The 12,443-nt window shown below is 65.2% G+C and carries 11 protein-coding genes; 3 read left to right on the top strand and 8 right to left on the bottom strand.

What is annotated here, in order from left to right; all coding sequences use genetic code 11:
- Window positions 1-6 precede the first annotated feature (6 nt).
- The 8 genes from ABFD92_17295 to ABFD92_17260 all read right to left on the bottom strand — a co-directional run bounded on the left by ABFD92_17295 (window position 7) and on the right by ABFD92_17260 (window position 9,209).
- The gene (locus ABFD92_17295) at window positions 7-999 is read right to left on the bottom strand and encodes a CpsD/CapB family tyrosine-protein kinase (GenBank protein MEN6506294.1); all 993 of its coding nucleotides are present in this window, start codon (window positions 997-999) and stop codon (window positions 7-9) included.
- On the bottom strand, window positions 999-1,880 hold the full coding sequence (locus tag ABFD92_17290; protein ID MEN6506293.1) for an AAA family ATPase: 882 nt from the start codon (window positions 1,878-1,880) through the stop codon (window positions 999-1,001). Before ABFD92_17290 ends, ABFD92_17295 begins: the two co-directional genes overlap by 1 nt.
- 18 nt (window positions 1,881-1,898) lie before the next feature.
- The gene (locus ABFD92_17285) at window positions 1,899-3,566 is read right to left on the bottom strand and encodes a hypothetical protein (GenBank protein MEN6506292.1); all 1,668 of its coding nucleotides are present in this window, start codon (window positions 3,564-3,566) and stop codon (window positions 1,899-1,901) included.
- A gap of 19 nt (window positions 3,567-3,585) precedes the next feature.
- Window positions 3,586-4,377: a polysaccharide biosynthesis/export family protein gene (locus ABFD92_17280; protein ID MEN6506291.1), complete on the bottom strand. Its 792-nt coding sequence runs from the start codon at window positions 4,375-4,377 to the stop codon at window positions 3,586-3,588.
- Between the two features lie 340 nt (window positions 4,378-4,717).
- Window positions 4,718-5,374: a sugar transferase gene (locus ABFD92_17275; protein MEN6506290.1), complete on the bottom strand. Its 657-nt coding sequence runs from the start codon at window positions 5,372-5,374 to the stop codon at window positions 4,718-4,720.
- 216 nt (window positions 5,375-5,590) lie between these two features.
- Window positions 5,591-6,739: a DegT/DnrJ/EryC1/StrS family aminotransferase gene (locus tag ABFD92_17270; GenBank protein MEN6506289.1), complete on the bottom strand. Its 1,149-nt coding sequence runs from the start codon at window positions 6,737-6,739 to the stop codon at window positions 5,591-5,593.
- A 57-nt stretch (window positions 6,740-6,796) separates the two neighbouring features.
- Window positions 6,797-8,002 (bottom strand): hypothetical protein, encoded by a 1,206-nt coding sequence (locus ABFD92_17265; GenBank protein MEN6506288.1) that lies wholly within the window; start codon window positions 8,000-8,002, stop codon window positions 6,797-6,799.
- A 10-nt stretch (window positions 8,003-8,012) separates the two neighbouring features.
- Entirely contained in the window at window positions 8,013-9,209 is a 1,197-nt protein-coding gene (locus tag ABFD92_17260) for a hypothetical protein (GenBank protein ID MEN6506287.1), read from the bottom strand.
- Between the two features lie 396 nt (window positions 9,210-9,605).
- On the opposite strand from ABFD92_17260, the gene ABFD92_17255 reads away from it, so the two are divergent.
- The 3 genes from ABFD92_17255 to ABFD92_17245 are packed head-to-tail and all read left to right on the top strand — an operon-like array spanning window position 9,606 to window position 12,431.
- Complete coding sequence (locus ABFD92_17255) at window positions 9,606-10,544, top strand: glycosyltransferase family 2 protein (GenBank protein ID MEN6506286.1); 939 nt, start codon at window positions 9,606-9,608, stop codon at window positions 10,542-10,544.
- A gap of 31 nt (window positions 10,545-10,575) precedes the next feature.
- Complete coding sequence (gene rfbF, locus ABFD92_17250) at window positions 10,576-11,349, top strand: glucose-1-phosphate cytidylyltransferase (GenBank protein MEN6506285.1); 774 nt, start codon at window positions 10,576-10,578, stop codon at window positions 11,347-11,349.
- Between the two features lie 2 nt (window positions 11,350-11,351).
- Complete coding sequence (locus ABFD92_17245) at window positions 11,352-12,431, top strand: SDR family oxidoreductase (protein ID MEN6506284.1); 1,080 nt, start codon at window positions 11,352-11,354, stop codon at window positions 12,429-12,431.
- The last annotated feature ends 12 nt before the right edge of the window (window positions 12,432-12,443 follow it).

The raw sequence follows: 12,443 nt of genomic DNA, 5'->3' as shown, positions 1-12,443 counted from the left end.
CGGCGGCTATGCCTGGTCGTAGAGATAATGCGGGACAAGATATTTCTGCCCCACCAGCACCAGCCCTGCCACGCGCACGCGCAGGGGTTCAAGGCGGTGCAGAGCCGCATGCACCGCCTCGCGCTGGGTCTTGTTCATGCGCACCACCAGAAGCGCCTCGCCGGTGAGGCGGCCCATCATGGCCGCGTCGGAGAGGGCGTTGATCGGCGGGGTGTCGAACAGGACGTAGTCGAAGTTCTTCTGCAGATGATGCACCACGTCGTCGAGTTCGCCCCGGGCCATCAGCTCGGGCGCCTCCTCCTGCGACGAGCGACCCGCCAGCACCACCGAAAAATTCGGATAGGGCGTCGGGCGCATCACGTCGTTAATGGTCGCCTGCCCGCGCAAGACATCGGCCAGACCCTTGCTGGAGGTGTCGTGCAGCATGGCCGAAACGGTGCTTCGGCGGAAGTCGCAGTCGACGACGACGGTGCGCGAGTCCTTCAGGCCCGCCAGGCTCAGCGCCAGGTTCAGGCACGTGATCGTCTTGCCTTCGCCGCTCTGGGCAGACGTCACGATGGCGGCGAAAGGCTTGTCCTTGAAGTGCGCGATCAGTTGCGTCCGCAGCGCCCGGTACTGCTCGGCGACCCGCCCCGTCCGGTCGTGCCAGGCCACCAGGCTCTTGGAGTACTGCACCTGCGATTCGTCAATCACCGGGGCGGTCTTGCGGCGAGGTTTGACCGGCGTCACGTCGGCGCCGTCCAGGATCGACGCCAGAACCGGCTTGGCGGAGGGCTTGGCGTCCTGGGGCACCTTGTGCTGCTGCTGCACGCCGGCGTCGGCGCCGCGGCGGTCGTCGCCGGTCTGCGGCGGCGCCTTCGGTTGAACCGCCTGGACGGCCACGGGCTGCTCCTGGACCGGCTGGAGTGCCTCCATCGGCTCGGGTTCTATCCTGGGAGCCGGCGCGGGTGCGGGCTTTTCAGCGGCGGCGCGTTTCATGGCGTCGAAGACGTTACCCATCAGAGTCCTCCCGGTCGATTATCGCTCTGCACCAGCGGCTCCAGGTCGCCGGCGACCGTGTGCAGCCCCCAGCACGTCATGTCGCGCAGCACCTCGGAGATCACCAGGTGGTCGACCTCGTGCTTGCCTCGGGCGAAGCTCACCAGCAGCGCGTTGTCGCACAGCACGTTGATCAGGCGGGGGATCCCGTTGGTGGCGCCGTAAATCTGCGCCATCGCCTGGGGCGTGAAGGCGGCCAGCGACTTGTTCTCGCCGGCGGCGATCTTCAGACGGTGATGAATGTACTCCTGCGTGTCGGCGGCCGAGAGATGATCCAGGTGGTAGCTCAGCACGATGCGCTGGCGCAGCGACTCCCACTTGGGTTCGAGCAGGCGCTCGCGCAGTTCGGGCTGTCCGATCAACAGGATCTGCAGCAGGCGCTGGCCGTTCTCCTCCCAGTTCCACAGCAGGCGGATTTCTTCCAGGGCGTTGGCGCTGAGGTCCTGACATTCGTCGATGATGAGGGCGACGAGGCGGCCGCGCTGGAACATGCGCATCAGGTGCTCGTGCAGTTCGTCGGCCAGGTCGAGCTTGTCGACCTCGTGGGCGGGGCGGATCCCCACCGCCGCGGCCACCGCTCGGAAGAGCTGCTTTCCGGACTGGGGCGGGTGGCGGAGCATGACGGCTTCGCAGCTGGCGCCCAGGTGCGAGATCAGCATATGGCCGACGAAGGTCTTTCCCGCGCCGACTTCCCCGGAGATCAGGACCATGCCCTTTCGCTGCTGAAACGTGTAGAGCATGTTGGCCAGCGCTTCGGCGTGTACACTGCTTTGATAGTAGAAGCGTTCATCGCAGCCGATGGAAAAGGGGTATTCCCGCAGGTTATAGAATTCCAGATACATAAAGGCCCTCGAGTTCGGCTAGGGTGTCCGCTCACCTCGGGGAAACTCCCCGGCGGTCAGAACCGTCTTGGTCTGCGTCCACACCTGGTCGTATTGCCTGGGAAACCGCAAGCGGAAGACCACGCTGAGCGTGGCGCCGGCCAGCACCGCCACCAGCACGAACGAGACGGCCGGCGTGAGCAACCATCGCCGGGCCATCATCCGTGCCTTCTGGTGCGGGGTGACGATCTCGCCGATCACGCCGCAGACGGGCAGCCCGAAGGCTTCCTGCGCCTCCTCGGGCGTGTTGATGGTCCGGTCGAGGGCCTGGGCGGCCCAGACCACGCCGGCCCCGCACGCCAGCGCCCCGCCGATGGCCAGCACCAGCACCACCAGCAGCGACGGCGAGGAGGGAATGAACTGCTGACGCGCCGGCTGGATCGCCCGCAGGCGCGTCAGACGGTTGTCGACGGCGGCCGCCAGCGCCACCTGCACGCTCTCCAGCCTTCCGCGCCACTGCTTGGCCTCGTCGGTGCGTTCGGTGAATCGTTTGACCAGGACCATGTAGTCCTGGCGAACGGGGGCGAAATTGGCCCAGGCTTTGTCATAACCGCTCTGAAGGTCGGTCAGTCGCTTGATCTCGCTGCCCAGAGAATCCATCTCAGACTGCGCCGTGGCCGATTCCATGCTCAGGTCGATCAGGCTGGCCGGCGGTCCGCCCAACTCTTCTTTCATCACGTCGGTTGGAATCTCGACGACGCGCTTTTCGGTCTGGGCGATCTTCACCCGGAGCGATTTGACGACCGGATGGGCCTCGGTCATGTGCCGCAGGACCAGGCAACTGTCCAGTTCGTCGCGGAGCATTTGAAGCTGCAGGCTGACGCGCTGGTGCTCGGGATTGGGCTGGCGAACCATGTGAGCCGCCTGGGCGCCCGGTTGCGTCGTGGCCTCCTGACGCAGGGCCTTGACCCGCACCAGTCTCAACCGGGCCGCCTCGTGGCGCCGCTGCAGCTCGGCCAGCTCGACGCGGCTGCGGTCGATCTTGTCCTGAAAGGCGGCGGGATTGTCCGGAAGCATTCCGGCGTGATCGGTCTCGAAGCGGATCTTGTCTCGCTGGGCGGCCTCAAGAAGTTTGTCGCAGTCTTCGACCTTGCTGAGCAGGAAGTCGAACTGCCGCTTGAGCCCCGAGCGGATCTTGTCGTATGTCTGGTTGATGTAGTTCTTGACCAGGATGTTGGTGAGCGTCTCGGCCACTTTGGGGTCATAGTGCGTGAAGCTGACAGAGACGAGGTCTTCCTGCTTGGACCGCGCCTCCCACACCACCTCGGTGCTCTTCATGAACTCCCCGACGAGGGTCTGCATGGCCATCAGCCCTTCATAGGTCAGCTGCCCCGACTCGTCGCGCGGGAAGCCCTTGTTCAGCCCGGCCTCGACCACCGCCTGCTCCATCGCCTGGTAGCCCGAGATATCGTGCGCGAGGCGTTCCTTGACGGCGTCAAAGGATTCGGTGCTGGTCTTGGAGATATCTTCGGCGGCGGCCTCGAGCCCGAACTCGAAGACCGCCTTGCCGGTGTATTTCAACGGCACGAAATGCGCGCCGATGAGCACCAGCGTGGCGAAGACGCCCGCGGCCAATAGAAACTGAAACTTGCGCCGATAGGCCAGTCGCAGCATGTCGCGTAACGAATTCTTGGCCTGGATGTCCATGAATACAATCCCCCTGCGGTTAGTTGCCCGTGTTGGTAACCGAGGCCGGGGCGGTGACCATTTCGACGGCCGGCCGCACCGGCAGCAACAGGCTCTGGACCGCCAGTCCGATCTCTGCCAGCGGGTTGGGTCGCACGTAGATCATGTCGTTGGGGCGCAGGAAGACGTTGTTGGACATGTCGCCTTCCTTGATCATGGCGTAGAGATTGATGACGACCTTGTGCGGACCGTCGTTGACGGCGTTCGGGTTGACGGCCGTGGGCGCGGTGTCGGCGATCTTCTTCAATTCGAGATATCCGCCGGTTCGGGGCGCGGCGCCTCGGACGAGCAGGATCTGCTCTGGCCAGGCCTCGAAATTGGGCATCGACTGTGCCAAGGCCTCCAGGACCGTGTCGTGTCCGGTCCAGGGGAAGCCTCCCGGGCGGACGACCTGGCCGAAGACGTAGTACTTCTGCGAATTGTAGAGTGCCACCTGGACGGTGGCGTCGACTTCGTCATAGTACTTTCGGGCGCCGCGGTTGATGTCTTCTTCGATTTCTTTGGCGGTGCGTCCTGCCGCGTCGATCTCCCCGATCAGCGGAAGGTTGATCTTTCCATCGGGGCGGATCTGCTGCTGAATGTCGTTGATTTCCTGGATGTGCGCCGAGCGGATCAGCAGGATGTCCGGGGGCAGGACGCGGTACTCGATGCCGGTGACGGCCCTTTGGGGACGGTCGATAAACGGCGTGACGTCCCCGGGCTCATAGCAGCCCGCCATCAGCGCCCCAAGGGCCACAAGCAGCACGTTAAAGCAATATCGTCCCCGGCACATGATACGTCTCCCTTCGTCAGTTAGCGGCCCCCGCTGTCGAGCCGGCGTTCAGCCCTGGCAGGTCTGCGCCTGACATGCTCCCGATCGGCGCGGTTCTGATGCGACAGATTCCCGCCGCGCACAAGGAGGCCCTTTGATCTCTTGGGAACTATATGGATGCTGCGGGATATTTCCCAAGACGGCCGCAAAAAAACAGGGCCACCACCCGTGCCGGAACAGGCGGCGGCCCCCGAAGCACACGGTTGCCCACGTGCTTCTTTGCCAGGGTTCCACATCCCGCAGCTGCGGGGCTCTGGCCGGCCCCGGGCGGCGTAACCGCGTGCAGCGCGAGCAACAGACCTCACCGTGCCGTGGAATCACGGAACTTGCTGAAGGTGCGAAGCATGATCGAAAACTCCATTCCCCAATGACGCCGCTCGATGTATTCCAGGTCCGCCGTCAGCTTGCGACGGAAGGCCTCGATGCTGGTGTCGTATCCCGACCGGATCTGCGCCAGACCGGTGATCCCCGGCCGCACCTCCAGGCGGCGGTCCACCTCGGGATAGTGCTTTCGCAACTCGGCCATGATCTCCGGTCGCTCCGGTCGCGGCCCCACCAGGGACATGTCGCCCTTGATCACGTTGACCAGTTGCGGCAATTCGTCCACGTGGCTGAGGCGCATCCACCGGCAGGGGGAAATCACGCGCGGGTCGCCGTGACCGGCCCAGACGGCGCCGGTGCCCTTTTCGGCGTCGACGTGCATCGTCCGCAGTTTGTACATCCGGAACAGCCTCCCATCCCGCCCCATGCGCACCTGCGTGAAGAACGCCGGTCCGCGGCTGCAGACTTTGATGATCACACAGCACGCCGCCAGCACCGGCAAGGCCAGGATCAACAGGATGACCCCCAGCAGCACGTCGACGATGTCCTTGGTCAGTGAGAAATACCGACGCGCCAGATGGACCGTCAGAACCGCCGCCGTCCCCCCAAATCCCAATAACGTCACAGGCTCGGGCATGCTCATCCCCCTCCGGATGAGTCAAAGCCATTTCACGAAGGCGCACCGCCGGTTTCCCCCTCGCGCAGATGGCCCCAACCCCCAATAATGACTCGGTCGCCGCTACCCCCGCGACCCGGTTGATGCGATTGCCACTCCGCCGAATCATATGCCCCCGTGCCCGCGCCAGACAACCGCCGCCCGCGCCGTTTTTGCAGATTACGGAAAAATAGTACATCACCCGCCAAAGAAGTTTTTGACGCGAAGGGCAATGGCATCCAGGCTGCGCGGGTTCAGCGGACCCTGCACCGGTAGCGCCAGCAGTTCAGGAACCACCTCCTGCGTGCAGGGCAGCGGCCTGGCCGAACAGCGGCGGAAAGCATTCTGCAGGTGCAGCGGAAAATAAGGCCGCCCCGTCTGGATGCCGTGGCGAGCGAGGTACGACGCCAGCGGGTGGTGCGTGAATCGCTCCGCCTCGATCGACCATCGCAGAGACGGCGTGCGGATGAAGAACCGGCTCAGGCTGCAGCCTTCGTAGTACTGCGGAATCGTCAAGCCGCGCACGCTCTCAAGACGCGCGTACAGCTCCCGGCAGTTGGCGGCGCGGCGGGCAAGGATCTGTTCGAGGCGGCGCACCTGAACGGTCAACATCGCCACGTACGGCGCGGGCATGGACTGGCAGGAAAGATCGTCCAGCCGCTCGCCATGCGACAGACGCTCCATGACGCGCCGCACGGCCGGCAGCACGTGGCGATACCGGTACCGCCACAGCCACCACAACGCCTCGCGGGCAGCGGCGGCGCGGGCGGGCGGCGGCGGCTGAAAGCCCGCCATCCAATCGCGCAGCTTGAGGCTGTTGATCATCACGAGCCCGCCCTGGCCGGCGACGAGCGATTTCTGCTGGGCGAAGCTCCAGACGCCCACGTCGCCCCCGGTGCCCAGCAGGCGCCCCTGGTGGCGAACGCCCGCTGCCGCCGCGGCGTCGTCGACGACCAGAATGTCCAATGGCCGGCAGAGTCTGACGAAGGCCGCAACGTCGGCGGGCTTGGCGCCCATATGCACCACGACGACGCCCAGCGTGCCCCGGTCCAGGCGCGCCGCGGCGTCGGGGAGGGAAATATTCAGGTCCGCCCCGATGTCCGCCAGACGCGGTTCCATGCCTGCGGCCAGGATCGCCTGCGGAAGGGCCCGGCAGGCAAATGACGGAATCAACACTCGCGTGCGCCCGTCGACGGGCAGTGAATTGAGCACCGCGGCGATTCCCATCCGGGCGCGGCGCAAGAGGCGGTAACAGCCCGGCGGACCGAGAAGGTCGGTCAACTCGCCGGCCAAAGCTGCCTGGGCGCTGTCGCCGCGGCGCAGCAGGAACTTCAGGCACGCGACCATCTCGCGCGATCCATGATCGCAGCAACGCACTGGAACGCGTCCGCTCATGCCCCCCCGCTATCGCCCCGGCGTCCGCCGCCCCTGGGCCATCGCCGCGGCCAGAAGAATCCAGCCCAGATGATACGGGCGGCACTCGTGGCAGACATGCCCGCCGTGAAACGCGCGGCGATCGACCCGGTCCGTCCATGCGGCCAGCCACAGCAGGCGGCGCTCGGCGTGTCCGAGCCCGAAGGCGCCCGTGTCCGCACGCGGATCTCGCTGGACCGCGCGCCAGATCAGGCCCTGCGAGGCGTCAATCATCTCCTCGTCCGGACATTCCGGATGACGCGTCATCCACTCCAGGCTTGCGGAGATCGCCGGATCATAGAGGTCGATGCCCAGCGTCTGGCCCACCGCCAACAGCGCCATCGGCCCCATGGCGTCCTGATGCACGCTGTAAACCGGATACCGCATCACCGCCCGCCCGTAGCGAACGCTGTAGACCCACCACCACTGCCCCGCCGTGCCCTGAAGACAGCACAACCGATCCGCGCAAAGGCGGGCCGACGCGGCAAGGTGTCGCCAGCCCATCGCCGTCGCGCAATACGACAGACCCACCACCGGATACACTTGCGAAGCGAAACTGCCCAAGCGGCGGCGAAGGGGAATCACGGCGCCTCGAACCCCGCCGCGCCCGGACAGCGTGAACAGCCCACTGGCAACGGACTGGTTGAGCAGCAGCTTCTCGGCGGCCGCCGTTGCCAGATCGACCACCCACGGCGACTGCCCTTTCCACATCAGCCACTGCCCCAGACCCGTCAGCAGCCATCCCAGTTCCATGCTGTCGCCCGAGGCCGCCGGCGAGAGCAACTCGGCGCGCCGCACGTCGATCAGGTTGAGCACGTCGTCGGCGCGACCGTCCTGCCTCAGCGCCAGGACCCACAGAACCAGCGCCAAATCGCCGGCGGGAGCCTTACTCATGGCCCAGTCGACCAGGTGGGTCAGCGCCGCAGAGTAGTCGCGCCTGCAGTGAAGGCCCACTTTAGCCTGGGCCGACAGGCCGATCAGCGCCATCGCCGTGTACCGCATGGACACGCCTTCCAGGGCGACTGCCCCCCGCTCGTCGCGGACCCCCGTACGACAGAACGCCTTGGCATCGGGAATGTAAAGACGCTCCAGGCCTTCCATCGCCACCGGCAACAGACGGTCCACCAATTCCTTCTGGATCACCGACGTCGCGACGGCAGCATCGGTCTTCTGAGTGTGGCACAGGTGGGTGATCATAACGTCTCCCTCAGCTTGCATCGCTCCAGCGGCCGGGCAGGAGCCTCCGGATGAACTTTTCGCCCATGATCGACAGCCAGGGCATGGGGTCGTCGCCGGCCAGGTAGGCGCCCCGCACCGGCGGTCGCAACGACGCCAGCCATCCGCCCAGGCTCAGCAGCCCCCGCTGGCGGTAATACGCCGCCGACTTGCGGTCGCCGGCGAAGTTGACCCATCGCACGCGGTGGCGCTTGCTTCTCAGTCGCGGCAGGGGCCGTCCCGTCAAATCGCAATAGGCCACGTAGGCGATCGGCACGCCGTTGAGATCGGCCACGCCGCTCTGCCAGTCGGTGCGGCAGACGGTCGGCTCGATCAGGCGAAACCCGCCGTCGCGCGGGTCGAGCTTGAACTCCATCGAGCACAGACCGTGGAAGCCAATCGCCTGGAAGAACGCCGTCGAGCGATGGACGAGTTCGTCGATCGCCAGGGGCTGGCAGCAGGCGGTCCCGCCGCAGTGCGGCGGCCACTGCCGGATCTTGCGCCCGCAGAAGGACGCCAGCGCCCGGCTGTCGCGGCTGTAGTATTGCAGGCAGAAATGCACCAGTTCGTCGCTGCCGGGAATGTATTCCTGGATGACCATGCCGCCCTCGGCGGCGGGGGCGACCCGATCGTACGTGTTCCTCAGGTCCTGGGCGCTGTCGAGGACGTATGCCTTCTTTCCGCCGGCCTGGGAGTACGTCGGCGACTTGGCCCGGGGTTTGAGGATGCAGGGGTAGCGGACCTGCCTGGCCACGGCGGGCATTTCCTCGGGACGTTCGACCATGAAGGTCTGTGGGGTCGGCTGACCGAGTTTGCCGGCCAGGGCGGCGAAGGCGGCCTTATCGAGCAGCGCGTCGACGAGATCCGGCGTGGGCATGGCGAAGCGGTAGGCCTGCTCGAGGTCCGTCTTGTTGGCGGCCAGGGTCCGCACGGCCTGGTCGGTCACGGGGATCAACACGGGGGCTTCAGTGAAGGCGGCGCGCCTGTCGAGCAGGACTCGCACCAGATCGCCGCAGAAGTTGGCGCACGGCCAGACGTCCCGAATGTAGCGGCTGTGGGCCTCGTGTACGCGGGCGTCGAGCGCGGCCACCGTGACGGGAACGCCGTGGCGTCCCAGGGCCCGCGCGACGGCCAAGCCGTTGATATTGAGTCCGATGACCACTGCGGATGTCTTTGCGTCGCGAGCCATTATCGGGGGTCCGGCAAAAATGCCGCGGCGGCAGATTCCAGCCGTAGGTCCGCTGCGCGGCTGCAGGATCATATGCCTCCACCGTCGGGGGCTCCAAATTGCTGCTGTGAAAATGAACCTCGAAGAGGCTCCAGGATTTGGCCGGAGGCGTAAGCCTCCGGAAAACCTCTTTTCATTATCTACCCACCTCGCAGAGGCGGAAGGTTTTGGCCCTCAACCCGTCGCAGCGCCTGAAACCTGCCGCCTCTGCGAGGCGTGGCGTCATTTATTTCCTGAATTGGAAAAGTCTTCCATACGGGGCATATAGTCGATGTCATGAGTGCTTACTCTCTTGCGCCTGAACGCCGCCCGGCCCGGAAGCGCGCGCGGGGCAACCCCCGTCGCCGCGGGCCCGCCTTGGCGCATCTGCCTCGCGTCAGCGTCTGCATACCGGTTTACAATGGCGAAGCTTTTCTTTCACAGGCCATAGAGTCGGTCCTCGCCCAGACCTTCACGGACTTCGAACTGATCATCTCCGACAACGCCTCCACCGACGGCACCGCCGACCTCTGCCGCCGGTACGCGGCCGCCGACCGCCGCATCCAGTACAGTCGCAACAGCGTCAACGTCGGCGGACCCGAAAACTACAACCGCCTCTTCCACATGGCGCGGGGACGCTACATCAAATGGCTGGCCGACGACGACCTCTGCGCCCCGGAGTTCCTCCAGCAATGCGTGGACGTGCTGGACTCGCAGCCGCACGTGATCCTCTGCTATCCGTCCACGAAGGTCATCGGCGCGCACGGGCAGGAACTGAATGTCGCGGCGACGCCATGTTTTGTGGACCCGCAGGATATCATCCGGCGGTTCCGCCACTTTTTGAATCCGGTGGGGATAGCGCATAATCCCGTTTTCGGGCTGATCCGCCGCCAGGCGCTGGAGCAGACGTTTCTCTTCCGCAAGCACCTGTGCTCCGACCGATGCCTGATGGCGCAACTGGCGCTGATGGGCGAGTTTCACGAGTTGCCCGAGCGGCTGCTCGTTCGGCGCAAGCACGATCGCAACATCAGCAACAGTCCCCAAGACCTGTCCTTCTATGACCCGCAGAACCGTCACTCGCGCCTGCTGGGCTACTTGCCCGAGTTGCACGTGACCGGGACGGTCCTGTCGGCGATCCGCTCGGCGCCGCTGCGTCCGGGAATGAAAATGAAGCTTCGGATGACCGTCGGCCGATGGCTCGTGCGTCGACGGTCGGATCTGTGGTGGCAGAGCAAACTCGTCGTAAGCTGGACCGCTCGAAGGTGCCTGGCACGCCTGATGCCGCGACGAAAGCCCGCCACGTTCGATAATTCGTAAGGCTTGCCTTTGGCCAAAGGGGGACATCAGCGTGAAAGTAGCGATCCTTGCAGGTGGAGTCGGTTCGCGCCTGTCGGAGGAGACGGAGATCAAGCCCAAGCCCATGGTCGAAATCGGCGGGCAGCCCATCCTCTGGCACATCATGAAACACTATGCCCGCTACGGGCACCGCGATTTTGTCGTCGCCCTGGGTTACAAGGGCGAATGCATCAAGCGATACATGGCTGAGTATGCCACCCTTAGAAGCAACCTGACCGTCGATCTGGCCGCCGGCGCGATCAGCCGGCACGATCATACACTTCCCGACTGGCGCGTCGAGTTGATCGACACCGGCAAAGACACCCTCACCGGCGGACGCATCAAACGTCTGGCGCCGTACCTGGGGGGCGAAACCTTCATGTTGACCTGGGGCGACGGCGTCTCCAACGTCGACCTCGACGCGCTGCTGGCGTTTCACCGCTCGCACGGGAAACTGGCGACCGTCACAGCCGTCAGGCCCGTGGCACGCTTTGGGCACATGGACTTCGAGGGCGACTGCGTCCGCTTCTTCAGCGAGAAGCCCCAGACCGCCCAGGGATGGATCAACGGCGCCTTCTTCGTGCTCGAACCGGGCGTGATGGACTACATCGACGGCGACGCCACGCAATGGGAGCGCGAGCCCATGGAGCGCCTGGCCGCCGAGGGGCAGTTGATGGCCTACAAGCACACGGGCTTCTGGCAATGCATGGACACCCTCAGGGAAACTCGCCTGCTGCAGGATTTATGGTCCGGCGGCCGCGCCCCCTGGAAGACCTGGGAGGATTGATAATGCGAGTTCTGTTGACCGGAAACAAAGGCTATATCGGGATGGTGCTGGCGCCGATGCTGATGCGGGCGGGCCATGAGGTTGTCGGGCTCGACAGCGACCTCTATCGCGATTGCACCTTCGGGGCGCCGGGGCAGGACGTTCCCACCATCATTAAAGACGTGCGGGACGTCGAGGCCGCCGACCTGAAGGGCTTCGACGCAGTGCTGCACCTGGCGGGCCTGAGCAATGACCCCCTGGGCGATCTGAACCCGGACCTTACGATGGAGATCAACTGGAAGGCGTCGGTCCGCCTGGCGGAGCTGGCCAAGTCCGCCGGCGTGCGGCGGTTCATCTATTCATCGACGTGCAGCAACTACGGGGCCTCGGGCGAGGAGATGATGACCGAGGACTCGCCCCTGAACCCCGTCACGCCGTACGCGGTCTCGAAAGTCTACGCCGAACGGGACATCGCCCCGATGGCCGGCCGGCGATTCTGCCCGGTCTTCCTGCGAAACGCCACCGCGTACGGCGTCTCGCCGCGCCTGCGGTTCGACCTGGTGATCAACAATCTGACGGCCTGGGCCTGCGCCACGGGCAAGGTCATGCTCAAGAGCGACGGCACGGCCTGGAGACCGGTGGCGCACGTCGAGGACATCAGCATGGCGTTCATCGCCGCCCTGAAGGCGCCGATGAGCGTCGTGAACAACCAGGCCTTCAACGTGGCGCCGCTGGGCGAGAACTATCGCGTCTGCGACCTGGCGCACATCGTCGCCCGCACCGTCAGCAACGCCGAGGTGAGCTTCACGCAGGATTCACCGACGGATACCCGGTGCTACCGCGTGGACTCCGGCAAGATCCACCGGACGCTCAAGGCGTTCCGCCCGCGATGGACCGCCACGCGCGGCGCGAGAGAGTTGTACAAGGCCTACCAGACCTACGGCGTGACGGTGGAGGATTTCGAAGGTCCCCGGTACCGGCGGATCGCCCATATTCAGAAATTGATCGCTGAAAACGTTCTGGATACGACGCTTCGGTTCCGGGCAAAACACGCAACCGCGGCCGTCGCCGCCGGGGTAGCACCCGTCGTTGCGGCCAAATAACCCAAGAGGACA

Source organism: Planctomycetaceae bacterium, from assembly GCA_039680605.1.
GTDB lineage: Bacteria > Planctomycetota > Phycisphaerae > SM23-33 > SM23-33 > JAJFUU01.
This window is presented reverse-complemented; position numbering and strand designations above follow the sequence as displayed.

What these genes read in the sequence shown, in the direction of transcription:
- ABFD92_17295 (MEN6506294.1), bottom strand. Translation starts at nt 999, where the DNA reads ATGGGTAACGTCTTCGACGCCATGAAACGCGCCGCCGCTGAAAAGCCC.
- ABFD92_17290 (MEN6506293.1), bottom strand. Translation starts at nt 1,880, where the DNA reads ATGTATCTGGAATTCTATAACCTGCGGGAATACCCCTTTTCCATCGGC.
- ABFD92_17285 (MEN6506292.1), bottom strand. Translation starts at nt 3,566, where the DNA reads ATGGACATCCAGGCCAAGAATTCGTTACGCGACATGCTGCGACTGGCC.
- ABFD92_17280 (MEN6506291.1), bottom strand. Translation starts at nt 4,377, where the DNA reads ATGTGCCGGGGACGATATTGCTTTAACGTGCTGCTTGTGGCCCTTGGG.
- ABFD92_17275 (MEN6506290.1), bottom strand. Translation starts at nt 5,374, where the DNA reads ATGCCCGAGCCTGTGACGTTATTGGGATTTGGGGGGACGGCGGCGGTT.
- ABFD92_17270 (MEN6506289.1), bottom strand. Translation starts at nt 6,739, where the DNA reads ATGGTCGCGTGCCTGAAGTTCCTGCTGCGCCGCGGCGACAGCGCCCAG.
- ABFD92_17265 (MEN6506288.1), bottom strand. Translation starts at nt 8,002, where the DNA reads ATGATCACCCACCTGTGCCACACTCAGAAGACCGATGCTGCCGTCGCG.
- ABFD92_17260 (MEN6506287.1), bottom strand. Translation starts at nt 9,209, where the DNA reads ATGGCTCGCGACGCAAAGACATCCGCAGTGGTCATCGGACTCAATATC.
- ABFD92_17245 (MEN6506284.1), top strand. Translation starts at nt 11,352, where the DNA reads ATGCGAGTTCTGTTGACCGGAAACAAAGGCTATATCGGGATGGTGCTG.